Origin of the sequence: Paractinoplanes lichenicola (assembly GCF_016785085.1) — a bacterium.
GTDB classification, from domain to species: domain Bacteria; phylum Actinomycetota; class Actinomycetes; order Mycobacteriales; family Micromonosporaceae; genus Actinoplanes; species Actinoplanes lichenicola.
Genome location: NZ_JAENHO010000012.1, coordinates 145,261 through 170,028 on the forward strand (window position 1 = coordinate 145,261; position 24,768 = coordinate 170,028).

The 24,768-nt window shown below is 71.9% G+C and carries 17 protein-coding genes; 5 read left to right on the top strand and 12 right to left on the bottom strand.

Going from position 1 to position 24,768, the window contains the following annotated elements; translation table 11 throughout:
* From JKJ07_RS36490 to JKJ07_RS36500, 3 genes are read right to left on the bottom strand one after another with little or no spacing between them, the layout of a single operon-like run.
* A complete protein-coding gene (locus JKJ07_RS36490; RefSeq protein WP_202996532.1) occupies positions 1 to 1,833 on the bottom strand; it encodes an AAA family ATPase in 1,833 nt (610 codons plus the stop codon).
* On the bottom strand, positions 1,830 to 2,330 hold the full coding sequence (locus JKJ07_RS36495) for a hypothetical protein (protein WP_202996533.1): 501 nt from the start codon (positions 2,328 to 2,330) through the stop codon (positions 1,830 to 1,832). Before JKJ07_RS36495 ends, JKJ07_RS36490 begins: the two co-directional genes overlap by 4 nt.
* On the bottom strand, positions 2,327 to 3,295 hold the full coding sequence (locus JKJ07_RS36500; protein ID WP_202996534.1) for a hypothetical protein: 969 nt from the start codon (positions 3,293 to 3,295) through the stop codon (positions 2,327 to 2,329). The genes JKJ07_RS36495 and JKJ07_RS36500 overlap by 4 nt, the downstream gene beginning before the upstream one ends.
* A gap of 136 nt (positions 3,296 to 3,431) precedes the next feature.
* On the opposite strand from JKJ07_RS36500, the gene JKJ07_RS36505 reads away from it, so the two are divergent.
* Positions 3,432 to 4,547: an endonuclease/exonuclease/phosphatase family protein gene (locus JKJ07_RS36505; RefSeq protein WP_202996535.1), complete on the top strand. Its 1,116-nt coding sequence runs from the start codon at positions 3,432 to 3,434 to the stop codon at positions 4,545 to 4,547.
* Here the strand turns inward: JKJ07_RS36505 and JKJ07_RS36510 are convergent.
* The 3 genes from JKJ07_RS36510 to JKJ07_RS36520 are packed head-to-tail and all read right to left on the bottom strand — an operon-like array spanning position 4,544 to position 13,218.
* The gene (locus tag JKJ07_RS36510) at positions 4,544 to 8,641 is read right to left on the bottom strand and encodes a hypothetical protein (RefSeq protein ID WP_202996536.1); all 4,098 of its coding nucleotides are present in this window, start codon (positions 8,639 to 8,641) and stop codon (positions 4,544 to 4,546) included. The two genes, JKJ07_RS36505 and JKJ07_RS36510, sit on opposite strands and share 4 nt — an antisense overlap.
* 39 nt (positions 8,642 to 8,680) lie before the next feature.
* Complete coding sequence (locus JKJ07_RS36515) at positions 8,681 to 12,841, bottom strand: caspase, EACC1-associated type (RefSeq protein WP_202996537.1); 4,161 nt, start codon at positions 12,839 to 12,841, stop codon at positions 8,681 to 8,683.
* Positions 12,841 to 13,218 (bottom strand): effector-associated constant component EACC1, encoded by a 378-nt coding sequence (locus JKJ07_RS36520; protein ID WP_202996538.1) that lies wholly within the window; start codon positions 13,216 to 13,218, stop codon positions 12,841 to 12,843. Before JKJ07_RS36520 ends, JKJ07_RS36515 begins: the two co-directional genes overlap by 1 nt.
* 414 nt (positions 13,219 to 13,632) lie before the next feature.
* Here JKJ07_RS36520 and JKJ07_RS36525 point away from each other — a divergent pair, with 414 nt between their 5' ends.
* Positions 13,633 to 14,076: a hypothetical protein gene (locus tag JKJ07_RS36525; RefSeq protein ID WP_202996539.1), complete on the top strand. Its 444-nt coding sequence runs from the start codon at positions 13,633 to 13,635 to the stop codon at positions 14,074 to 14,076.
* Positions 14,077 to 14,121: 45 nt separating this feature from the next.
* Here the strand turns inward: JKJ07_RS36525 and JKJ07_RS36530 are convergent, their stop codons facing one another.
* The gene (locus tag JKJ07_RS36530) at positions 14,122 to 15,051 is read right to left on the bottom strand and encodes a M56 family metallopeptidase (protein WP_202996540.1); all 930 of its coding nucleotides are present in this window, start codon (positions 15,049 to 15,051) and stop codon (positions 14,122 to 14,124) included.
* A 123-nt stretch (positions 15,052 to 15,174) separates the two neighbouring features.
* Here JKJ07_RS36530 and JKJ07_RS36535 point away from each other — a divergent pair, with 123 nt between their 5' ends.
* The 3 genes from JKJ07_RS36535 (at position 15,175) to JKJ07_RS36545 (ending at position 17,801) form a co-directional block, all read left to right on the top strand.
* Complete coding sequence (locus tag JKJ07_RS36535; protein ID WP_202996541.1) at positions 15,175 to 16,308, top strand: hypothetical protein; 1,134 nt, start codon at positions 15,175 to 15,177, stop codon at positions 16,306 to 16,308.
* 195 nt (positions 16,309 to 16,503) lie between these two features.
* The gene (locus JKJ07_RS36540) at positions 16,504 to 17,466 is read left to right on the top strand and encodes a hypothetical protein (protein WP_202996542.1); all 963 of its coding nucleotides are present in this window, start codon (positions 16,504 to 16,506) and stop codon (positions 17,464 to 17,466) included.
* Positions 17,463 to 17,801 carry a hypothetical protein gene (locus JKJ07_RS36545; RefSeq protein ID WP_202996543.1) on the top strand — a complete coding sequence of 113 codons (339 nt, stop codon included), beginning with the start codon at positions 17,463 to 17,465 and terminating at the stop codon, positions 17,799 to 17,801. Before JKJ07_RS36540 ends, JKJ07_RS36545 begins: the two co-directional genes overlap by 4 nt.
* On the opposite strand, the gene JKJ07_RS36550 is transcribed toward JKJ07_RS36545, so the two are convergent.
* From JKJ07_RS36550 to JKJ07_RS36570, 5 genes are all read right to left on the bottom strand, one after another.
* The gene (locus tag JKJ07_RS36550) at positions 17,795 to 20,329 is read right to left on the bottom strand and encodes a tetratricopeptide repeat protein (protein WP_202996544.1); all 2,535 of its coding nucleotides are present in this window, start codon (positions 20,327 to 20,329) and stop codon (positions 17,795 to 17,797) included. The genes JKJ07_RS36545 and JKJ07_RS36550 overlap by 7 nt on opposite strands.
* 142 nt (positions 20,330 to 20,471) lie before the next feature.
* Positions 20,472 to 21,290: a MetQ/NlpA family ABC transporter substrate-binding protein gene (locus JKJ07_RS36555; protein WP_202996545.1), complete on the bottom strand. Its 819-nt coding sequence runs from the start codon at positions 21,288 to 21,290 to the stop codon at positions 20,472 to 20,474.
* 12 nt (positions 21,291 to 21,302) lie between these two features.
* Positions 21,303 to 21,959, bottom strand: a complete 657-nt coding sequence (locus JKJ07_RS36560) for a methionine ABC transporter permease (protein ID WP_202996546.1) — start codon at positions 21,957 to 21,959, stop codon at positions 21,303 to 21,305.
* Entirely contained in the window at positions 21,956 to 22,948 is a 993-nt protein-coding gene (locus JKJ07_RS36565; protein ID WP_307834589.1) for a methionine ABC transporter ATP-binding protein, read from the bottom strand. Before JKJ07_RS36565 ends, JKJ07_RS36560 begins: the two co-directional genes overlap by 4 nt.
* Positions 22,949 to 23,132: 184 nt before the next feature.
* On the bottom strand, positions 23,133 to 24,728 hold the full coding sequence (locus JKJ07_RS36570; protein ID WP_202996547.1) for an SLC13 family permease: 1,596 nt from the start codon (positions 24,726 to 24,728) through the stop codon (positions 23,133 to 23,135).
* Positions 24,729 to 24,768: the final 40 nt, after the last annotated feature.

Genomic DNA, 24,768 nt, shown 5'->3' on the forward strand with positions numbered 1-24,768 from the left:
TCAGAGCCGCACGACGATGTCGGAATCGGCCACGGGCGGCGGCGCGGTGTCGGCCACGATGATCTGCGCGCCCCGCCCCGGGCCGGTGAGCCAGCGGGCCAGGTGGCGATAGACGCGGACGACCACGCCGCCCTGGCCCAGGTTTTTCTGCGGGCTGTCGAGCATCAGGAAGCCCGGGTGCGACGAGCCGGTCTCCCAGGCCACCTCGAACAGGGCGAGCTGCCAGGCCAGGGCGATCAGCGTGCGCTCACCCGACGAGGCCGCCGAGTATGGCTTGTTGCGCGAGAACGGCGTGAGGTCGTCGGCCACCCGCGCCTCGCCGGCCCACGGGAAACGCCATTCGCGCAGGATCTCGCGGTAGCGCTGGCTGACCCGGCGGATCATCGTGGCCCGCTCACCACCCGGGCCACCGGCCGCCGACTCCTCGCGCAAAGCGTCCAGTTGTGTGCGTAAACCGTCGACCGCGGCTGCGCGACCGTGCAGCACCGCGACCAGTCGCAGGCCGTCGACCGCACGCTGCAGGGTGACGGCGGCCTCCTCGCGGCGGCTGGCCAGGCTGTCGCGTTCCGCCAGGTACGGCGTCACCGCGGCGGCCGTGGCCGCGTCCACCTCGGCGGCCGCCCGCGCCTCGACCTGCTGGGCGTGCTCGGCCTCGGCCCGCAGCCTTGGGAGCTGCCGCTCCAGGTCGTCGAGGTATTCGGTCAGCTCGGCCAGCCGGGCCCGGGCCGAGCGCAGTTCGGCGCCGACGTCGGGCGGCCCGTGCCGCTCGAGGCCGGACAGGTCGGCCCGGCACGACACGCAGCGCCGCTCCCCCGGGGTCACCGGCGTCAGGCAGGACGGGCAGACGTCGAGGCGCATGGGCGGGAACAGCCGGCCGGCCTCGGCCAGCATGACGAACTTGCTCACATCCTCGGCGTACGTCGCGCGCAGCGACGTCATTCGCTCGACCTGGGTCTCGCGGTCGCGCAGCAACGCCGCGGCCTGCACGGCGGCGCCGGCCGCGGTCCGATGCCGTTCCCGCAGGTCGGCAGCGAAGGTCGTACCGGCCCGGGCCCGGGCGTCCAGGGCGGCGGTGGCCAGGGCACACTCGGCCAGCTCGGCCTTGGCCTCGCGTTCCAGCCGTTCCAGGTCGGCGGCGACCCCCGGCTCGGCCTCGGTGACGACCGACTCGGCCACCGCGTACGCGTCGCGGGCCGCTCCGAGCCGGGCCTCGAGCACCCGGATGCGCCGGCCGAGCTCCGTCGCCCGGTCGTCGTGCACGTCGAACACGAGGTCGACGACCTGACGCAGCTTCAGGTGCTTCATCGGGACGTTCTCGAACAGCAGGTTGCGGTCGTCGAGGCGCTCGCTGGGCAGATAACACAGCGCCATCAGGTCGCGGAAGCTGAGCGCGTCGGTGTCGCGCAAACGCACACCTTCGAGCTTGCAATGCGACAGCAGCAGGCTGGACAGGCTGGCCGGGCCACCGGCGGGACGCAGCGGGCGACGCTCCGGCGAGGAGGCGTCACCGTCGTCCAGCCGGCCCCGGCACACGTACGCATAAGTGGACGGCTCGCCGACCGCGCGCTCGATCAGATGCGGCGTGCCGGACAGGTCGGCCTCGAGCGTCACGGCGCGCACCCGGGGCAGGAAGTCGGGCGCCTGCGGGTGGTCGGAGGCCCCGAGGCAGTAGTCGACGAACTCGAGGATCGTGGTCTTGCCGGTGCCGAACCCGCCTGCGATGACCGACAGTGGACGGGTCAGCGCACCGTCACGGAAGTCCACATCGAACGTCTGGCCGTCGGCGTGCAAACGCAGACGCCGCAGCCGAATGCCGGCAACGTCAGGTCTCATGGCGCGTCCTTCGATCGCGGAACCGGGTCGAGACATCGGCGGACGGTCTCCCTCAGTCTACGTCCGCTCAGCCGCCGCAGCCTGCGCAGCACGACCGCCGCCGCCGTCGTGTAGGAACGGGCATAAGCCGCGGAAATGCCCACCACCGCCTCCCGGCCGTCGCCGGTCAGCCGATACCGGATCCGGCCGTCGGCCACCGTCTCGGCCAGCCCCGCGCTGACCAGGGCGCTCAGGTCGCGGCCGAGCTGCTGCTGGCGGGTCGCGAGCAGCGGGCCGGCCCCGCCATAGCCGATCGCCCGGTCGTCGAACCCGGCCAGCCGCAGCGCCGTACGGTCCGGGTCGCCGGCGTCACGGGCCAGCAGCAGCGGATAGCCGGCCAGGAAGTCGAAGATGCCCAGCCGCTCGGCGTCGAGACCCTCGGGCAGGTCGTGCTCGGCCAGCCCGAGCAGCAGCAGAAGCCGGGCACAGCGGAAGACCGCCAGGTCGTCGGGGGTCACGCCGCTTCCTCCGCGGCGATCCGCCGCCAGTGCCGCACCCACCCGGCCCGCCGGTCCTGCACGATCCGGTGCATCAGCCCGCACCGGTGCACCGCGCCCGCGTTGAGCGCCGCGGGGAACGCGACCGACTCGCGGATGTCGCCCATCACCGCCGCGTGCAGGCCGGGCAGCAGCGGGTTCGCCGGGTGGGCCTGGCCGGCGGCGTTGAAAAGAGCCTCCCAGATCCCGTACGCCACCCCGTCCGCCTCGATCAGCGCGTCCACCTCGGCGGCGGCCCCATGGGCGTGCACCTCGCGCGCGAGCAGGTCGGCGTTGAAGTACTCACGCTTGGCCGACTCCACCTCGCTGTGCCCGGCCGCGCGCAACTGCCGTACGAAAAGGGTCTGGTCGAGCTCGGCGGCGACCGGTCCGACCTCGCGCAGCGGCCGGTTCGGCCCGGGCCCGTACGGGTCGTAATAGTGCCGCCGCACGTGAGCCGCGTCGGGCCGGGCCAGCATCTCGCGCAGCACCGTCTCGTGCCACAGCTCGATCAGCACGCCCGTCTCCCGCTGGCGCCGCGCGCGCCACCTGTCCCACCAGCTCGCGGTGGGCGGGTCCAGGCTCGACGGCACGCACAGCACCCATTGGCTGACCTGATAGCCGTGCCGGTCGGCGGCGGCCAGGGCCGAATCGAACGACTCCCGGATCTGGGCCTGCGACGAGCGGGTCACCGCGGGCCAGAAGTATTTCGACTGCCAGATGACGACGAGCCCGGACAGGTCGCCGAGCAGCACGTCGATGCCCCAGTCGCCGGGGTTGGCGGCGATCGCGCGGGCGCCCGGATGGATAGCGCTGATCAGCATGGCCAGCATCTGCTCGAAGTCGTCGCGGGCCCCGGCCAGGTTTCCGGCCCGGAACTGGTGGGCGGCGAAGTTGATCGGAGGCTCACCGGCGGCGAGTCTCCTGGCGGTGATCGGTGCCGGCATGTCCCCCTCCCCCCGCACGACCTCCCCTCGATGTAATGATCAGTCTCACGCGCCCGAGTGACCGGCGGCAAACGCGCCGTCACCTTCAGCTATATGTTCGTCCAGCTGTCACCCGCCGTTGCGTTTCGGAGGTTCGATGCGGATCGCGTCCTACAACGTCGAGAACCTGTTCAACCGCGCGCGAGCGCTCGACCAGCGGACGTGGGCGGCCGGGCGACCCGTGCTCGAGGCCTACCAGGCGGCGTCGACCCTGCTCGAGGAGCCGGTCTACACGGACGAGATCAAGCACGACATCCTGCGCGAACTCGGCCGTCTCGGGCTGCGCAAGGGTGACACGGCCAAGTTCGCGCGTCTTCGGCAGAACCGCGGACGGTTGTTGCGCCGCTCGCGCGACGGCAAGGTGCACGTGATCGCGGGCGGCCGGGCCGACTGGATCGGCTGGGTCGAGCTGACCACCGACCGCGTACAGGAACTGGCCCTGGTGAACACCGCGCGGGTGTTGGACGACGTACGGGCGGACATCGTCGGCGTGGTCGAGGCCGAGAACCGGTTCGCGCTCAAACGGTTCGCCGATGCCGGGATCGTGGGGCCGGACGGGCGGCCCCGATACGCGCACGTGATGGTCGTCGACGGCAACGACGAGCGCGGCATCGACGTCGGCGTGCTGTCGTGCCCCGACTACCCCCTCATCGCCCAGTTCAGCCACGTCGACGACACCGACGAGCGGGGGCGCGTCTTCAGCCGCGACTGCGCGGAATACCACTTCGGCACGCCGGCCGGGCATCGGGTGGCGGTGCTGGTCAACCACTTCAAGAGCAAGGGCTACGGCGGCAAGGTCGCCTCCGACGCGATCAGGACGCGCCAGGCCACGCGGGTCGCCGAGATCTACCGCTCGCTGGTCTCATCGGGCGTCGACCTGGTGGCCGTGGTGGGCGACCTCAACGACACCCCGGAAAGCGAGCCGCTGGCGCCCCTGCTGACCCGAACCGACCTGCGCGACATCTCCGAACACCCATCCTTCGAGGACGGCGGCCGGCCAGGCACGTACGGGTATTGCACCGCCCGCAACAAGCTCGACTACGTCCTCCTGTCACCAGCCTTGTTCGCCCGCGCCACCGGCGGCGGCATCCAGCGACGAGGCGTATGGGGCGGCAAGAACGGCCGGCTATGGCCCATCTACGACACGATGGCGGCGGCCGTGCATGCGGGCTCGGACCACGCCGCCATCTACGCGGACATCGACCTGGGTTAGAGGCCGTCGCGCCGGATCCGCTGGGCGAGATCGGCCTGACCCGTACGGGCCAGGAGGCCGAGCCAGGGCTCGGCCGCGCTGGGGTTGCCTGCGATCACCTCGGCTCGCAACCCGTCCAGGTCACCGCGGGCCGCCAGCAGGTCGACGAGGCGACTGGCCGCATGCCAGTCGCCGGACACGGCGCGCCGGCGTAGGGCCGCGGCGTCACCCCGGCGCCCGAGGATCTCGACGTGCCGGAACGCCGCCCTCTCGTCACCGGCCGCGGCTCGGATCGCCAGCTGATCGAACTCCCCGCGGTCGACGAGCACCTCGGCCAGCCGAGCGGCCGCGGAGTCGTCGCCGGCGTCGGCGCGAGCGGTCAGAGCTTCGATGTCGCCCCGCCGCACCAGCAGATCTGCGAGCCGGTCCTCGGCATAGCTGTCTCCGCCGGCGGCACGATCGGCCAGCAGGCTGAGATCTCCGCGGGCGGCCAGCGCGTCGGCCAGGTCTGAGGCCGCCCCGCCGTCCCCCGCATCGGCTCGCCGCCGTAGGAACTCCAGATCTCCGCGGCGGACCAAGGCCTCGGCCAGGCGGTTCCTCGCGAAGTCGTCGCCGGCGTCGGCCCGCTTCACCAGCTCGGCGTCGTCGTTCCCATGGATCAGCAGGTCCGCCAGGCGAATGGCGGCCCCATGGTCACCCCGGTCGGCGCGACTCCGCAGCTGATCCAGGTCGCCGCGCCGCGCCAGCGCGGTGGTGAACCGGCTCTCCGCCTCGCTGTTGCCCGCGTCGGCTCGGCGCCGGAGCGCCTCCCAATCGCCGCGGTCTGCCAGCAGGTCGCACAGACGGAGGCTGGCCCAAAGGTCGCCCGAGTCGGCTCGGACCGACAGCTGCCGGACATCGCCTCGGCGAACATCGAGATCGGCCAGCCGATTCACGGCCGTGTCGTTGCCGGTTCGCGCCCACTGCCGAAGCTGTTCGGGATCTCGGGCGACAAGGACGTCGCACAGGGTAGTCGCGGCGTTGTGGTCACCGTCGTCCGCCCGGGCCCGAAGGCCCTCGAGATCCCCTCGCCGGGCCAGCAGGTCGGCCAGCTTCTCCGACGCCCACCAACTGTCGGCGGCGCGGGCGGCAAGCCGATCGACGTCCCCGCGATCGGCGAGCACTTTGCACAACACCCACTCGGCCACATGGTCGCCGGCGTCGGCGCGGGCATCCAGCTCCTCGATCGCACCCCGATGAGCGAGCAGAGTCGCGAGCCGGCCGAGGTCGTTCGAGTCGTCGGCGTCGGCTCCGGCGCGGAGCCGGTTGATCTCGGCCGCATCGACCGACCGGTCGGCCAGGGCGGCCGCCGCGAGCCCGTCTCCCTCCGACACCAGGGCTTCGAGCCCCGCGATGTCCTCCCTGCGCACCAACAGATCCCGCAAACGGTCGGCCGCGGATTCGTCGCCTCCCCGAGCCCGGGCGCGGAGCTCCTCCATCATGCCTCGGAGAGCCAGCACATCTGCCAGGGCGTCCGGCGCCTTGTCAAAGCCTTCCGCGGCGAGAGTCGCGAGTTCCTCCAGGTCACCCCGGTACACCGCGGACTCGACCAGAGCGGTCGCAGCGTCGTCGTCGCCGGCAGCAGCACGTGACCGGAGCTCGACCAGGTCGCCCCGGTCGACGAGCACCCGATTCAACTCCTGCCGAGCTCTGTCGTCACCCGCGGACGCGCGCGCCGAGAGCTCGGCCAGCTCGCCGCGGTGGACCAGCAATGCGGCCAGCCGAGAGGCGAACTCCTTCTGCCCCGTCCCGGCGCCGTCGCGCAGCCGATCGATATCACCACGATCGGCCAGGATGTCGGCCAGCTCCGCCGCGGGCAGCAGATCGGCCTGCACCTGGTCGTGGCCCATCAGAAAGAAGTTGACCAGCCGGTCGGCGGCGGCTTTGCTGTCCGCGTCGGCGAGCGCTCGGAGCCGGGGCAGGTCCCGCCGATCGCCCAGCACGTCCGTCCATTCCGAACCGCCTCGGCCGGCCCCGGTCGCGACCCAATCAGCGAGCTGGTCCCAGTCTCCGCGCCGCACGAGGATCTCAAGGAGCCGGGATTGGGCGTAATAGTCGTCGTCGGCCGCACGTGCCCGCAGGGACTGCACGTCGCCCCGCGCCGCCAGCGCATAGGCCCATTCGCTCCGGGCGTCCTCGTGAAGATCGGCCAGGGCAGCCAGTCCCTCGTGCTGCCCGCATCGCAATAGCCACCGGGCGAGGCGACGAACGGCATCGGAGTCGCCCGCAAAGGCTCGCGTGCGAAGCTCGTCCACGCGGCCGAGTTCCACGAGCAGGTCGGCCAGCTCGGAGGCGGCCGAGGCGTCGCCGGCGTCGGCCCTGTCCCGCAGCGATCCAAGATCACCACGGTTGCCGAGAAGGCCTGCGAGCCGGTGCTGAGCTCGCCAGTCACCCGCCGTGGCCCGTTGCCCCAAGGCTGCCACGTCACCGCGGCCGGCCAGCAACTCGGCCAGCTCGTACCCGGTCCAGTCGTCGTCCCCGTCGGCGTAGACGCTCAATCGGTCGACATCGCCGAGCCGCAGCCAGACCCGCGCAAGACGGTCGCGGGCCCCCTCGTCACCCGCCTCGGCCCGCGCCTGGAGCTCCGCCAGGTGGGCCGGCTCGGCGAGAAAGTCCGCTAGCCGCGCCACCGCATCCGGCTCGCCGGTGGCGGCCTGACGCCGAAAGATCGCTGTCGCCCGTGCGTAAAGCAGCCGGTCGACGGCGTTGCCGGCCAGCCCGTCAAGGTCGTCCGCCGGCGCGTGCTCGATCAAGGCCGCCCATACGATGTCCGGCAACGGCTGACCTCGCCGCCCCGGGTTGAGCCGTTGCAGCAGATAGTCGGTGACTGTGTAGCCGGCCACGGAGCGATGGTCCGCGCTATATCTCTTCAAGAGCAGGGCGGTCGCCTTGTCCTGCGGGCGATCGTCGTGGGCCAGCTCGGTCAGTTCCGGCAGGAACCAGCCGTCGTCGGCGCGGACACCGGTCAGATAGCCCCTGGCGGCTGCACGGAGCAGATCGCCGGTGAGCGGTGACGTGACCCCGACCCGGCGGGCGTCGATCGCCGCATGCAGGATCGCGCGCTGATCGTCCGTCGCGCGCTCATAGCGTTCGACGATCTCGCGGGCCCCGGCCAGCGCCTCGGTCACGTTGTAATCCTTGTCCGCGACCGCCGCCCGCAATTGTGGATCCGTCGCCGCGAGCCGGCTCGCTTCGCGCTTTTCCGCCGGCGAGAACGTGTCCAGCCGAAGCTGCCGCACCGACGGTCCGCGCAGGACGGCCTTGGCCGCGGGAAACCGGTCCCGGTGTTCGCTGCTCTTGCCGTCCTCCGATTCGATACGCACAGTGGACTGCAGCTTGGATGCGTACTCGGGCCAGAGGGTGCCCACGACGACCACCGGCTTCGCGGCCTCCATCAGGCGGCGAACCGCGGCGGCGGTGATCGGGGTGGAGCCCTGGGTCTGATAGTCGCCCTGCAGAAAATGCTGCAACTCGTCCAGCCAAATGATCAGTTTGGCCGGCCGGGACCGGTCAGTGGTGATCGTGTTGACCTCGTCGCCGTCGCCGAGGTCGGGGGCGAGCAGCATGAAGTCGCCCAGTTCGCTCCGCGCGGTCTCGAACAGCAGCCGGGTCTTCCCCACACACGAGTTGCCGATCAGGATCAGGAATCCGCCGCTCTCCCGGGCCGAGCGCATCCATTCCCTTACGGTCTCCTCCTGATCGCGCCGTACAAACGTCGGCAGGTCGGAGCCGGCACCCGGATGCGCTACCGATGCGTGCACGCGCAAGGCCAGCGGCGACACCTCGGACATTCGGGCAAACCGTCTACGCCGGTCGGCCTGCGGAGCCTCGCCGACGGCGCCCGGCGCGGCGCGGCGGGACTCCCGATGTTGAAGCACCCCGAACAGCACCGTGGCCGCCAGCGAGACCAGGGCCACGATCATGCTGATCACGCTGGCCAGGCTGTCCATCTCCGCGAGCTTGCGCCCGGCGAAGTTCGTCACCAGCGGCACGAGCAACCAGCCGGCGAGCCCGACCGCGCAGACGACCGCGAAGATAATGGTGAGGATTCTCCATGAGGGACGCCGGCGCCACATGTCCACACCCTGCCCGGGCCAGGCCCGTGAGAGCAACCGTCAGCAAGGCGCGGCGAACGGCACGTCCGGGAAGGACGACCGCCAGACCTCCTCGGTCAGCACGCCGCGGGTGACGCGGCAGATGCGGGCGATCGCGTGCGACTCGTCCAGCGGCCACACCCGGCTGTAGCCATCGGCCACGCTGACCAGGGCGGACCCGTCCGGAGTGAACAACACCGCCGTCAACGGACCGGTGTGCCCGGTCAACGGCTCGCCCACGGGCGTCGGTTCCGGGGCGACTGTCCACAGCCGTACGGTCTTGTCGGCGCCGCCTGTGGCCAGCAGCCGGCCGTCCGGGGAGAAGGCCAGCGCCGTCACGCCCGAGTTGTGGCCGGTGAGCAGTCCCAAGGCCGACGGGTGGGCCGGGTCGCTCACGTCCCACAGCCGTACGGTCTTGTCGAAGCTCGCCGTCGCCAGCTGGCGGCCGTCGGGGCTGAACGCCACCCGCAGGTAGCCCGACGCCTGCCCGGTCAGCGGCGGCCCGGCGTGCACGGGCCGGGCCGGGTCGGTGACGTCCCACAGCACCACCGAGGTCTCGTCGCCCGCCGCGAGCAGCGTGCCCGACGGGCTGAACGCCACGTTCGTCAGCGTGGCCGGCAGCGTGGCACGCATCCGCGGCTCGGGCTGCGCCAGGTCCCACAGCTGAATCGGACCCTCGAGGGACGCCACGGCGAGCAGTTTCCCGTCGGGTCGCAGCCCCAAGGAGTGCACCGGCCGCCGCACCGGTGCCAGCCGGCGACGCGAACGCGCATCAAAAATGCTCACTTGACCGTTCGTGTCGCCGGAAACGAACACTTTCCCGGCCGCCGCCGACGCCCACACCTCGGCGGTGAGCCCGGTGTCGAGCGACCCGGCCCGGCGGGGCGCCGCAGGATCCCGAAGGTCCCACCCCCGTACGGTGGTGCCCGACGTGACGTGCAGCAGCGAGCCCATCGTGGCCGAGGAACCCCCGTCGATCATCGTCGGCGGGAGGCGCCACAGGTAGATCCGGCTGTCGTCGCCCGCGGTCACGAAGCTGCGCCCGTCCGGGCTGACCGCCGCCGTCCACGCCCCGCTGCGGCCGCCGAGCGGCTGCGTGGTGAGCGGCCGCGGCGTGGCCGGGTCGGCCGTGCTCCACAACCGAACAGTTCCGTCCAGGTCGCCCGCCACCAGCACCTGCCCGCCGCGGCCGAACGACACCGACCCGAAGCCGGTTTCCGACCCCTCGACCGGCGGGCCGAGGCTGCGCCGGGTGCGCACGTCCCACAGCCGCAGGGTGCCGTCGAACGCCGTCGTCGCCAGCACCCGTCCGCCCGGGTGGAACGACATGGCGCTGATCTCGGCGGTGTGTCCCCGGGGCAGGTCACCGGCCGGGACGCCGCGCGTGGTGTCCCACAGCCGGATCCGGCCGTCGCGATCGCCCGCCGCGAGGGCCTTGCCGTCGGGCCGGAAGGCGACCACTTCGACCGCGCTGCCGCCGTTGACCAGGGGCGGGCCCAGCGCCTTGCCGGTCACTGACCAGAGCCGGACCCGGCCGTCCACTCCCCCGGTGGCGACCGCCCGGCCGTCCGGACGGAACGCCACACTCCAGGCCGCGCCGCGATGCGCCGTCCACTTCACCGCCGTACGGGAAGCAAGATCCCACACGCGCACCGAGCCGTCGATGCCCGAGGCCGCGAGCAGCTTGCCGGACGGGGAAAAGGCCACCGACCGCACCTCGTCGTCGTGCCGCAGCGGCTCGCCCATCGCGACCGGCCGGTCGGGGTCGCGGGTGTCCCACAGCCGTACGGTCCCGTCCGCGCTCGCCGTGGCCAGCATGCCGCCGTCCGGTCGCCAAGCGGACGACCACACTGTTCGAGTGTGTCCGTTCAACGGCTGCGCGAGCACCACATTCTGATCGTTGAGCAGTTTCGAGCGCGCGGAAACCGTCGGCCGCCGCCGGTACGATACGACATCGAGCTGGGCCGCCAGCGCCGCGTCAGTGCCGCGCAACCGGTCGGCCTGCGCGACGATCTCGTTGGAGACGGCGTTGTCGCGCTGGCGCAGCGCCTCGGCTCGCTGCGTCCCGGCGGTCACCGCCGCGCCCGTGGCGAGCAAAGTGAGCACGGCGAGCACAGCCACACCCGCTCGTTTGCGCATTGTTGCGCGCCGGGCGAGCCGCTTCGACGCATCCAGGAACTGGCGGGCCGGCTCGTCCACCTGTTCGTCGTGCGCGTTTGCCCACGCCACCGACTGTTCGAGCCGGCTGCCCCGCAGCAACAGCGCCGGATCGTCCGGGGCCTGCTGCCATGCGGTCACCGCCGTCGCGAGCTCCTGCCGCCTGCGGGCGGCGTCGCGGTCCTCGTGCAGCCAGCCCGCGAGCCGGTCCCACGAGCCGATCAGCGCCTCGTGGGCGATCCGCACCTCGTCGCCGTCGGCGTTGACCAGGCGCGCCTGCACCAGCGCGGCGAGCGCCGGGGCATAACCGGCCGGCAGCGAGGCGCGGTCGACGATCGCCCGGGTGTCCGCGCGGGCGTCGGCTCCCACGCTGATGAGCTGCAGCAACAGCCGCCGGGCGGCGCGCTGGTCGGCCTCGGGGAGCAGCCCGTAGGCACGCTCGGCCGCCTGCTCGACGGCACCGGCGACACCGCCCACGGCCGCGTACGAGGAAGCCTTGAGCACCCTGTTCTCGCGCAGTTGCCAGGTGCGCAAAAGCGCGTACGACAGATACGGCAGCGCGCCCGAGCCCGCGTCGCGCAGCAGCAGCTCGATCAGCCCGTCCTCGAGGACGAGCCCCTTGACCTTGGCCGGCTCGACGACGGCCGCGCGCAGCTCGTCGCGGCTCATCGGGCTGACCACGACCGGGCCGTCGGCCAGCGCGGCCGCCAGCGCGGGCAGGGCCGTGCAGTGCCCGTGGAAGTCCGACCGCAGGCCGAGCACGACGATCGCGGCCGGCCCGTAGCGCGTCCCGGTCGCCGCCGCCGCGAGCAGGTCGACGAACGCGCGCCGATCGTCCTCGTCGCCGACGAGCGTGAACAGCTCCTCGAACTGATCGATGATGAGCACCGGACGCGCACCCCGCGGCGGAATACGCGCAAGAAACCGGGCCGGATCCTCCACGAGCTTCTCCCGTACGCCCGGCAGCGCGAGCCCGGTCAGCTCGGCCAGCCGCACGGCGAGCGTCCCGAACGGGTCGTGACCCGGGGTCATCGAGACCGACGGCCACTGGTCGCTGCCCGGCAGCTTGCCGGCGCGCAACTGGGCCAGCAGGCCCGCGTGCAGCACTGACGACTTCCCGCTGCCGGACGGCCCGATCACCACGCAGAGCCCGCCCGACCAGTTCGCCCGGCGTACGCGCTCGACCAGCCGGTGCGTCACCGTGGCGCGACCGTGGAAGACGCTCGCGTCCTCCTCCAGGTAGGCGTCCAGCCCGCGATAGGGCGAGCGGCCGTCGTCCGGGACGGTCTCCTCGACGGGCGGCGGCTCGGCCACCGGTTCCGCGTACGCCCGGTTGGTCGTGACGACGACCTCGCCGATCTGGTTGGTCATCTGGAACTGCGGCACCGGCCGATCCTGCGCCCGCATCCGCCGGGCGAGCAGGTCGTGCACATAATGCAAAGTGAGCGATTGTGGCCCCTGCTCGTCACCTTCGCGCAAAACGCGCAGAAACGCGCCGGTGAAAGCGGTCAGTTCGGTGCCCGGTTCGGCCAGCGCGAACGCGTCCCACTCGGCCGAGGCGAGCACCGCGCTGCGCCGGGTGGGCGGCTTCGCGCGTCCGGAGAAGCAGCAGTCGAGCACCACGATCGAGGTGCCGATGCCCGTCTCGGCCAGGGCCGGCGCGAGCTGCTTGTAGCTGAGCGCGGTGAACGGCAGCAGCGGGTCGTCGGCGGCCACCGTGGTCTGCGTGGCCAGGTGCAGGTCGCCGTCCGGGTTGAGCACGCCGTGCCCCGAGAACCAGAGCACGAACGTCTGCCCGGCCTCGCTCGCGGCGGCCACCGCGGCCTTGAGCAGCTGCATCGGGCCGGCCGGGTCGATCAGCACCTCGACGTTCTGCTCGGTCACCCCGCAATAGCCGACCAGCGCGTCCGCCACCGCGCGGGCCGAGCGGGCCGCCGCCGGCACGTCGAGCAGCGGCGAGCCACCCCGATAAGTCGCCGATCCGACCACGAGCACGCGCACCCCGGCGCCGGTCAGGTCACCCATCAGGCGACGTCCCTCAACGTCCGGGTGACCTCCGCCGTGAACTCGGCGAGCAGCGCGGGCGGCATCTCGCGCACTCGTTGCGCATTCAGCGTCACTTGCGCACCGTCCGCGCGCGTCACGGTCACCTCGATGCGCCCCTTACGCGTGCGCAGATACGCCACGAGCATCGACACGAGCGCCCCCGACGACGACCCGAGCAGCACACTCAACGCGTCCAGCGCGGGCCCGAGCCGCCCCGGCACGACGGGCGCCTCCACCAGATCGACCCGCCCGCGAAAGTCCTTCTCGGCGACCAGCCATCGCCGCACGGCCCGCAACTCCTCACCGGGCGACTCCCCGCCGCGAACGGTCAGCACAATTCGCACGTCGACAGTCATACCTGCGCCACACCCCGGACCGGCACGGCATTCAGGCCGTTTTTGCCCACCGACCCGCTTACCCCGATCGAGTGTCAACCCCGTTTCCCGTACGCCACGTCGCCGCCCTTCAACCGCATCGGGACCGAACCCGGAGCTCCTCGCGACCCGGGCGGAACACCGGGCCGTAGCGCGGGCTCCGGCCGTGGCGGTGGGCCGGGCCGCGCGGCCACTGTGCTTGGGCCGAGCCGGCCGGGCGGCCACTGTGCTTGGGCCGGGCCGGGCCGGGCCACGCGGCCGCGGCGACGGATCGGCGGCCTGCCCGCGGCGACGGATCGGCGGCCCGCCCGCCGCAAGGATTCCGCAAGCGCGCCGTGCCAGCCTCCCTGTCAGCGGCCGCCGAACGGCCGCGATCCACCGACGGGGAGGACTTTCATGATCTCGTTCCGCAAGTTCCGCGTGCTCGGCCTGGCCGCGGTGGCGACCGTCATCGCCACGGCCGCCCTCCAGGCCCCGGCTCAGGCCGCCTTTCCCACCAAGAGCTACAAAGTCCCGTACGGCAACACCTACACGCAGGGTGTCCTGACGTTCAGCAACCGCAACGTGACAGCAGTCGGAACGCTGCGCGTCACCGCCGGCAACTGCCGGGCGACCAGCCTGATCTCGTACGCCCGCAACGGTTCCGTGCTCGGCCGCACCGGAGTCACCAGCAACTACTGCGTGAACGTAGGCGCCGGGACCCGCGAGTCGGACGACGTCAAGACGGTAGCGGCCGATGTCGCCGGCGGCGCCTACAAGGTGGACGTCTGCCTGAACGGCAAGACGTGGAGCGGCAGCACGTGGTCGGTGCTCGACTGCATCACGTACTACCGCCCGTAAGCGAGGATCCGCGGGATCCCGGTTGTCCGGCCGGGGTCCCGCGGCTCAGTGCAGCAGGCCGGCCGCGTAGAGCAATTCGCCCAGGTCGGCCACGCACTCACCGGTCCAGATCACCGAGCCGGCCGCCAGCGCCACCGGGAACGCGACCAGGGCCAGCAGGCCGGCGGCGTAGCGCGGCGCCAGCAGGGACGCGACCCGCCGGGGCACGACCCCCGCCGAGCGCAGGTCGTGGCTGGCCGGTGCCATCGGCAGGCCGACCCGGGTGTGGGCCGCCCGCAGGGCCGCCGCGCCGATCGCCTTGGCCACCACCCGGCGGTCGCCGACCTGCTCGGCCGCGCGTTCGTCGGCCGCCCGCTCGACCAGGAACTCGATGCGCCGGGTGAGCCACCGGAACACCGGGTGCGCGGCCGCGGCCAGCCGGGCCAGCAGCACCAGGCGGTGATGCTTCGAGTCGAGGTGGGCCCGCTCGTGGGCGAGCAACGCGTCGTACTGCCGGTCGTCCAGCGCCGAGCGCATGCCCGTCGTGACCACCACGCGACCGGGTCTGCCGGGCACCGCGAACGCTTCGGCCCGGGTGTCGTCGATCATCGCGACCCGGTCGGCGTCGACCGGCAGGCCGCGGAACTCGGCCGCGATCGCGTTCTCCCGGCGGTGCCGCCACCAGACCCGGGCCATGCCGGCCAGCGCGGCCAGCAGCAGCACGACGGACAATCCGGGCACCCACGGCTCCCGCGACGTGTCGGCCCGCACCACCGCGTCGGAGAAGCCGAGCCGGACCGCGACCGGATGCAGCTCGGCCACGGCCTTGAGCGCGAACGCGGACAGGCTGACGAGGCACGCCGCGGCGGCGGTGACGATCGAGACGACCAGCACCGTGACGGCCGCCTCGGGCCGCAGCCGGTCGGCCAGCCAGCGCACCGCCAGCGCCAGCAACACGGGACAAACCAGCACCGAGACCACAAAATGGTCGAACATGCAGCCTCCTTCACCTGGCCACACAGTCATACACCCACCTGAAGGCCGGGTGCGGAACCGGCTCCCACGACGTCTTAAGAACCGGTTCACCAGGCATCCATCAGCAATCACTAGCTTCGATGAATGCCGATCGGAATGTCGCGCCGCAGCCTGCTCGCCGCGGGCGCGCTGATCCTGACTGGACCCGAGACGACCGTGGACGGCCAGCCCGTCGACGCCGAGGTCGCCGACGACGCGCTCGCCGCCGACGCGTACGCGTCCTTCCGCATTGTCCGTGCCGAACCCGGCGCCCCCGAGACCCCCGAGATCACCCTGCCGGCCGGCTATACCTTCGTGCCCGGCGCCCAGTACAGGACGGCCAGCCGCGCCGAGTTCCTGCAGTTCGTCCAGGGCTCGCTGAACAACGCCGGCGTCCCCGTGGCCGTCCGCTGGCCGGGCCGCGAGGTCACCACGGTGATCGCGGGCGAGCGCCGCCTGCCCCTGCGCCGCGACGGCAACCGTTTCGAGTTCACCCTGCCCGTCCATCGGGCCACCCCCGCCGCCGACTCCCCCACCGTGCAGGTCTGGAGCCACCTGAGCACGCCCGCGACCGGCCTCTATTGGCATGTCGAGCACAACGCCCCCGACCGGGCCGCCGGCTACTGGTCGACCGCCGCCTGGCCCGCCGGCGAGGCCCAGGCCGTGATCACCTACATGACCGCCTGCCAGGCCGTCCTCGATGACTCGGGCCTGATCGCCGAGGCCCGCCGCCGCCGGCACTTCTACGCGCTGATGGGCTTCGAGACGAACAACCCGATCCACCAGGACAACCCGCCGCACTGGCACCTGTCCTACTACCCCGGCCCGACGATGGGCGCCGCGAAGGCCACCGTCCCGCACTTCTGGGTCGACAAACAGGGCCGCACGTTCTACAACGGCCAGGACGTCCAAGGCGCCGGCCGTACGCCCTATCGCGCCGGCCAGCCCGCCCCCATCCGCGACGCCGAAGGCACCACAGTCCTGACCACCACGATCCGCTACGACGGCGGCCTCGACCTCGCCCCACCGACCGGCCCGCTCTACTCAATCGTCTCCACAACGGGCGACTTCACCGGCCCCCACCTGATCCTGCGCAACGACGACCCCTGGCGCGTCGTCACCACGACCGACGACGTGGTCGCAGGCCTGCTCACCACCGAGGTCCGCGCCCTCACCGGCAAGCCCCGCACCCGCCGCGCCCTCCGCTACGACCCGCTCACCGGAGTTCTGATCCCTTGAAGTCCGCGTAGGATCCGCTCATGCAATTGAGCCGGGTGCTGGAACAGCACATTGCAGTGTTCGGCGAGAGTGGAAGCGGAAAGACCGTATTGCTCTCCTCGTTCTACGGAGCCACGATATCTGCAGAAGAGCCTTTTCCATGTCGTGGCGGACGATATCGGCCAGGGCGCCCGCTTGCATCGAAACTATCTCGGTATGCGCGATTCGGCCCGGCTGCCCCCGACCAAACGTTTCGCGGCCACCTCCTACTCGTTCTCGGTCAAGCTGAAGGACAATTCGGAGGCCGCCACGAAGGCCCGGCCGTTCGACGCGCTGCGCCTCGTCTGGCACGACTACCCCGGTGAATGGTTCGAGCAGGACGTGTCGGGGCCGGAGGAGGCCACGCGCCGAGTCGATACCTTCCGCTCCTTGCTGAGCTCCGACGTCGCCCTCCTGCTGGTCGACGGCCAGCGGTTGCTCGACAACTCCGGGGAGGAGGAGCGCTACCTCAAATCGCTCCTGACCAACTTGCGCAACGGGCTCCTGTCGCTCAAGGACGAATTACTGACCGACGGCAAGCCGCTCGTCCAGTTTCCGCGAATCTGGATGTTCGCCCTGTCGAAGGCCGACCTCCTGCCCGGCCTGGACGTCTTCAAATTCCGGGATCTGCTGGTCGACAAGGCGTGCGACGAGATCGACGAGTTCCGCAAGGTGCTGGCGAGCCTGGTCGAAGCGAGCGATGCCCTGTCGGTCGGCGAGGATTTTGTGCTGCTCTCGTCGGCGAAATTCGAGGCGGGCGCCATCGAGGTGACCGAGCGGGTCGGGCTGGAGCTGATCCTGCCGATGGCCGCCATGCTTCCTTTCGAGCGGCACGTGCGCTGGGCCCAGGCCAAGGCGCTGCCCGGGAAGGTGGCCGAGAGCCTGCTCGGCGGGGCCGGGAATCTGGCCGCCGGCCTGATCAAGCGGAAGGTCAAACTGCCCGGTCCGCTGGGGCTGCTGGCTGGTCTCGTCAGCCCCGACGTGATCGACGAAGCGGCGCAACTCGTCGGCGACAAGCTCCGGGAGTTCAACCGGGAGGCGCTGGCCAAGCACGAGAATCTCGCGGCCACGCTGAGCGGCTTCCGGCTCGATCTGGACAAGGGCGAGGCCGAGCAGATCCTCCTCCGGAGCCGCAGGTGAGCGTCGTCTGGGCCACCCGCGGCAAGACGTGGGGCTTCCGTTTTCTGCTCACCGGAGGGTTCGCCGACCCGCTCGCGGAATACGAGAGCGCCTTCGCCGGAGCCGGTGAGGAGCCGGAAGTCTGTCGCCGCACAGGCGAGCGGGTCGCGCTCCGGTTCCCCGATCCGCTGGGGCGTACGGACCGGGCGGGCCGGGTGATCCCGCACGAGTTCGTCCTCTCGGGTCCCTCGGCCGAGGGGGTCGACTCGGTCGAGGACGGTCGCCGGCTGGTCTGGTCGCGGCCCGAGGCGGCCGACGAGTTCGAACGGATCTGGGAGCAACCGAACCCTCAGTAGCGAGCGTCGAGCACCGCGTCCGGGATTCCGTGGTCGCGGCACACGGACCGGGCTCGCTCGAAGAAGGAAGAGGCGGCCTCCGCGTCGCCGAGGTCGCGGGTGGCGTGGCCGAGGCCGGCCAGGGCTCGGGCCTCCTGTCCCGGGTTGCCGATGCCGGCCGCGATGGTCAGGGCCGCTCGGTGGTGCGTGAGGGCGGCGCCGGGCCGGCCCGCTGCTCGGGCCGCCTCGCCCAGGCCGTTGAGGGCCCACAGTTCGCCGTCCTGGTCCTCGTCCTCGCGATAGATGACCAGGGCCCGCTCGTAGTAGCCGGTGGCCTCCGCGAACCGGCCGAGGCGGGTGTGCAGCTGGCCCAGGCTGTCGAGCCCGTCGGCCACGCCGGTGCGGTTGCCCAGCCGCAGGTTGAGCTCGACGGCCTGGTTCAGATGCTCGGCGGCCGTCTCGTACTGGCCCGAGTTGAGCTGCGCCTCGCCCATGCTGGTAAGCACGTTGGCCACCCCGTACAGGTCGCCGTTGCTTTCGTAGAGGGGCAGGGCCTGGCCGGCGTAGTCGATGGCGGTCGCCCAGTCGTTGGTGCGTTGGGCGATCACACCCAGGCTGACCAGCGAGCGGGCCACCGCGATGGGGTCGCCGGTGGCCCGGTGCAGCTCGAGCGCCTCACGGCCGTAGCCGGCGGCCTGGGCGTATCGGCCGGCCCGTTCGGCCACGAAGCCGAGGTTGGACAGCACCCGGCCCTCGCCGGCCCGGTCGCCGGCCTGGCGGAACAGGGCCCGCGCGCGCAGCAGCAGCTCGTCGGCCCGGTCGTGGCGGCTCAGCTGCAGGTGGGTGACGCCGAGGTCGGTCAGCGCGTGGCCCTGCCCGGCCAGGTCGCCGCCCACCAGCGCGGCCTCGTGGGCGTGGCCGTGCACGGTCTCGGCGTCGGTGTGGTGGCCGCCGGCCAGGTAGCGGAACAGGGTGCGGGCCAGCCGCGTGGTGTGCTCGGGCCAGCCCTGGGCCGCGGTGTGCACGGCGACGGCGACCAGGTTGTGCCGTTCGGTGTCGAGCCATTCCCGGGCCCGGTCGGGGTCGGCCAGACCGGGGGCGGGGGTGGCGGCCGGGGCGTACGCGGGGCGCTGGTGGCTCTCGGCCGGGTAGAGCGCGTCCATGGCCGCCCCGGCGGTCGTCAGGTAGTGGTCGAAGAGGCGGGTCAGGGCGGTCCGGCGTACGGCTGGGCGGTCTTCGTCGTGGGCCTGGTCGGCGGCGTAACCGTGGACGAGGTCGTGGAACGTGTAGCGGCCGGGCGCCGGCTCTTGCAGCAGGTGGTCGGCGCGCAGGTCACGCAGCAGCGTACGGGCTTCGGCGAGCCCGGCGTCGGCGAGCGCGGCCGCCGCGTACGGGTCGAAATCCTGCCCCGGATGCAGCGCGCACAGCCGCAGCAGGCGCCGGTGGCCAGCGGGCAGGTGCCGGAAGGACAGGTCGAGGGCGAGCCCGATGCCCGTGTCGAGCTGACGGTCGCGATGGCTCTCGTCGAGCCGGTCGGCGTGGTCGGTCAGCGTCCAGCCGACGGTGTTGCGGATGTGCCCGGTGACCAGGCTGAGCGCCAGCGGCAGATAACCGCAGCGCCGCGCTATCCGGTCGCCCGCCTCGGGACTGGCGCCCACCTCGACCTGCGGCAGCTCCTCGGCCAGGAAGGCCACCGCCTCGTCCGGGGTGAAGACGTCGACGGCCAGGTGGGCCGCCGCGGGCAGCCCGGCCAGGCGGCGCCGGCTGGTGACCAGGGCCAGGCAGCCGGGGGTGGCGGGCAGCAGCGGGCGCACCTGGTCGGCGGTCGCCGCGTTGTCGAGCACCACCAGCGCGCGGATGCCGGCCAGCTGTTCGCGGTAGAGCTCGGCCCGGCCCGCCAGGTCGTGCGGGATCTGCTGGCCGGGCACGCCGAGCAGGCGCAGGAAGCCGTCGAGCACGGCGGCCGAGTCGGCGGGGGGCTGGGCCGGGTCGGGGTGGAAGCCGCGCAGGTTGACGAAGAGCACCCGCTCGAACGGCTCCTCGCGGTGCAGCAGATGTCCGGCGTGCACGGCCAGCTGGGTCTTGCCCACGCCGGCCATGCCCTCGATCGCGGAGATCACGACGGCGTCGCCGCGCCGCAGGGCCCGGCGCAGGCGGTCGAGCTCGCCGGTGCGGCCGGTGAACGCGGACGACTCGTCGGGCAGGCTCGAGCGCACCCGCACCTGACCGGCCGCCGCGCTCTCGCCGATGACCACGCGCAGGGCCTGGCGCCACTGGCCGACGTAGCCGGGATCGGGGTGCAGCGTCTGGACGACCGCGGCGATCAGGTCGGCGTTGAGCCGGCGCCGGCCGGTGCGGAAGCAGTCGGCCACCGTCGACTTGCGGGTCAGCTCGGCGGCCGGCCAGCCGGCCTCGGTCCAGGCCGCGTTGACCCGGGTCTTGATGGTCTCGTACGACGGGTCGCCCGCCCAGATCTTGAGCTGTCGCAGCGCCTCGACCAGGTCGTCGAGGCTGCCGGCGCCGGCCGGATCGGGAGGCGTAGTGCTCACCGTCAATTTATACCGGGGCCGCGCACGGCATCGGGTGCACCACCGCAGCCGTACGGGCGAGCGGCTGGTATCGGCTGGAGCTGCGCTGGTGCCTGCCGGGCAGCGGCGGCGGGATCGCCTGACCCCGCCGCCGGCTGCCGGATCAGAACGCGGCGAGCACCGAGCCCTGGTACTTGTCCTCGATGAACTTCTTGACCTCGGCCGAGTGCAGCAGCTTCTCCAGCTTCACGACCCGCTCGTCACCCTCGTCGCCGGTGCGGACCACGACCAGGTTCGCGTACGGGTTGCCCTCGCCCTTCTCCAGGGCCAGCGAGTCGGTGGCCGGCTTGAGACCGGTCTCGATCGCGTAGTTGCCGTTGATCACCGAGACCGCCGTGTCCTCGAGGCTGCGCGGCAGCTGGGCCGCCTCGAGCGCCTTGAACGTCAGGTTCTTGGGGTTGGCCGTGATGTCCTTCTCGGTGGCCTTGACCCCGACGCCGTCCTTCAGCGTGAGCAGCCCGTTGGCGGCGAGCAGGTTGAGCGCGCGGCCCGAGTTCGACGGGTCGTTCGGGATGCCGACGACACCCCCGGCCGGTACGTCGTTCAGGCTCTTGACCGTCTTGGAGTACACGCCGAGCGGCTCGATGTGCACGGGCTTGAGCGCCGTGAACTTGTAGCCCTTGGACGCGACTTCCTCGTCCAGATAAGGGATGTGCTGGAAGTAGTTCGCGTCGAGCTGCTTCTCCTGGAGGGCGACGTTGGGCTGGATGTAGTCGTTGAACTCGACGATCTCCAGCTTGAGGCCCTCGGCGGAGGCCAGGTTGTCGGCGACGTACTTGAGGATCTCACCGTGCGGCACGGGGCTGACCCCGACCTTGAGGGTGTCGTCCGCGCCCGCGGCGTCGGAGGAGGACCCGCCGCACGCCGCAAGCCCGAGCAGCAGGGTCGTGGAGGTGAGGACGGCGGCAAGGGAGCGGCGCATGGTCGACCTTTCCTATTTGTGGGAGAGCCGGCGGACGAGGACGTCGCCCGCCATCTGGATCAGTTGGACGAAGACCACGAGGACCACGACGGTGGCCACCATGACCTCGGTCTCGAAGCGCTGGTAGCCGTACCGGATCGCCAGGTCGCCGAGACCGCCGCCGCCGACCACGCCGGCCATGGCCGAATAGCCGACCAGCGCGATGACGGTGATGGTCAGGCCGGCCACGAGACCGGGCCGGGCCTCGCGCAGCAGCACCTTGCCGACGATCTGGGTGCGGGTGGCCCCCATGGCGGTGGCCGCGGCGACCACGTCGGGCGGCACCTCGCGCAGGGCGGCCTCGACGATGCGGGCGAAGAACGGGATGGCCCCGATGGTCAGCGGCACGATCGCGGCGTCGGTGCCGATCGTCGTGCCGACCACGGCCCGGGTGAACGGGATGACCGCGACCAGCAGGATGATGAACGGCAGCGAGCGGGCCACGTTGACGACGAAGCCGAGCACCGACGAGACGACCGGGGCGGCGAGCAGGCCGCCGGGCGCGGTCAGCACGAGCAGGACGCCCAGCAGCAGCCCGCCGATCGCGGTGAGCACGGTGGAGACGCCGACCATCCAGGCCGTCTCCTGCAGCCCCACGAGCAGCAGATCGGACAGTTCGGACCAGGTCACGACGACGCCTCCGCGACTGCGACGACCGCGCCCCGCGAGCGCAGGTGATGGATGACCGCCGCGCCGTCGCCGGGCACCGCGAGCCGCCAGCGACCGGCGCGGCCCGCGGCCAGGGTCTCGACCGAGCCGCTGAGCACGCGCACGTCCACGTCGAGGGTGCGGGCGACCTCGGTCAGCAGCGGAATGTCCGCGTCCTCGCCGCTGACCGACACGTCGACCACGGTCTGGCCGGGGAGCTCGGCGAAGGGGTCGAGCGGGAACAGGTCGCGGGCGAGCTCGGACTCGGGCCGGTGCAGCAGGTCGGTGACCGCGCCCGACTCGACGAACCGCCCGTCGCGCATCACGGCGGCGGACCGGCAGATCCGCTTGACGACGGTCATCTCGTGGGTGATGAGCAGGATGGTGAGGCCGAGCCGACGGTTGAGGTCGAGCAGCAGCCGCAGGATCGAGTCGGTCGTCTCGGGGTCGAGCGCCGAGGTGGCCTCGTCGGAGAGCAGCACCTTGGGCCGGGCGGCGAGCGCACGGGCGATGCCGACGCGCTGCTTCTGACCGCCGGAGAGCTGGCCCGGATAGGCCCCGGCGCGCTCGCTCAGCCCGACGAGGTCGAGCAGCTCGGCGACCCGGGTGCGGCGCTCGGCCCGGGGCACGCCCGTGACTTCCAGGGCAAAGGCGACATTCCCAGCCACCGTACGGGAGGAGAGCAGCGCGAAATGCTGGTGGATCATCCCAATCCCGTGGCGGGCCGCGCGCAGCCGCCGCCCGTTGAGCGTGGTGAGCTCGACCCCGCCGACCGAGACCGTGCCGGCGTCGGGCCGCTCGAGCATGTTGACGCAGCGCAGCAGGGTGCTCTTGCCCGCGCCGCTGCGCCCGAGCACGCCGAACACGTCGCCCTCGCCGACGCTCAGGTCGACGCCGTCGACCGCCACGACCTGCGGGTCGCGCCGCCCCTTGGCCCCGTACGTCTTGCGGAGGCCCTTGATCTCGATCACACCGCTCCCGATCCCTTAAAACCCATAAGTCCTATAGGTTTAAGACATCGACACGCTAGCGCGTCCGAGGCTCAGGCTCCACCCGCTGTAACGACCGTCACCGCTGTCGGCCCTGACCGGCGGCTCCCGCCCAACGTTAGCTACCGCGGCGCCGATCCGGTCGTGACACCGCTCACCAGGAACGTCAGCCCAGGCCCACCGCCGCGACCATCAGGGGCAGGAGCAGCAGGATGATGATGGCCCCGAGTACGTCGAACGAGATGCCCGAGCGGATCATCGTGGTGATCGGCACGACGCCCGAGCCGTAGACCACCGCGTTCTGCGGCGTGGAGACCGGCAGCATGAAGCCGAACGACGCCGCGAACGTGGCGGCCAGGGCCGGCACCAGCGGGTTGATCCCGGCCGCGACCGCGATCGGGATGATGATGGGCACGACGACGGCCGCCGACGCCGTGTTGCTGGTCGTCTCGGAGACCACGATCGCCAGCACCACGGCGAACGCGGTGATGGCGAACGTCCCGCCCAGGCCGAGGGCGTCCGCGCTGGACGTGCCGATCGTCTCGGCCAGCCCGGTGTCGGCCAGCAGCGAGCCGAAGATGATGCCCGTGCCGAACAGCACGATCGTGCCCCAGTCGATGCGGGCGGCGTCGCTCCAGTTGAGTGTGAACTCGCGCGCCCGCCACGACGTCGGCAGCAGGAACAGCAGCGACGCGCCCAGCACGGCCACGACGCCCTCGTTCAGCCGCGCGCTGACCGTGTCGTAGACCGCCGACTCCGTGCCGGCCACCACGGCCACGATGCCCGGGAAGATCCACAGGCTGACCGTGACGACGAAGGCGATCAGCGTGTTGCGCTCGGCGGCCGAGAACTTGCCCAGGCGCCCCCGCTCGGCCGCCACGTACTCCTCGACGCCCTCGATGCGGCGGATCTCCGGCTTGTTCAACAGCAGCAGGACGACCGCCAGGACGACGAACATGAGCAGGCAGATCGGCGCGGCGATGCCCATCCATTGCGCGAACGAGATGCGCTCGCCGGTGGCCTCCTCGATCAGCCCGCGGCCGATCAGGTTGGGCGGGGTGCCGACCGGGGTGAGCAGCCCGCCGACCGACGCGCCGTAGGCCAGCATCAGCATCAGCGCCGCCCCCACCCGCAGCCGGGTCGGGTCGAAGCCGGGCTCGACCAGGCCCCGGTCCTGCAGCAGCTTGGCGATGACGGACAGGATGCCCAGCGCCGTGGGCAGCAGCATCGCGACCGTGGCGGTGTTCGACACGAATGCCGACAGCGCGCACGTCACGACGCCGAACGCGATGATGACCCGCGCGGTGGACCGGCCGACGCCGGGCAGCGACAGGATGCGGAACGCGAACCGGCGCGCGAGCCCGTGCTTGAGCATGGCCTGCGCGAGGATGAAGGCGCCGATGAAGGTGAACACCGTGGACGAGCCGAACGGCGCGAGCACGTCGCTCGCCTCGGCCACCCCGAACACGACGATCAGGGCCACGCCGATCAGCCCGCCGACGGGGATGGGCACCGCCTCGGTGACCCACAGGACGATCACCCCGAGCAGCAGGCCGCCGAGCACCTGCTGGCTGGGCGGGATGCTGAGCGGCAGGGCGAGGAAGACGAGCACGACGGCCGGGGCCAGGAACAGGCCGGCCGTGCGGCGGCCCCGCTCGAAGCGCTCCTCGGCCGGGGAGAGTTGCTGCTCGCCCAGGCTGCGATAGGTAGCGCCACCGAGCAGGCGATTCTCGACATCGGTCTTGGCGGGTGCATCGGTCATGACGATCTTGCCCCCTCGATCGAGTGATCTACATCACTCG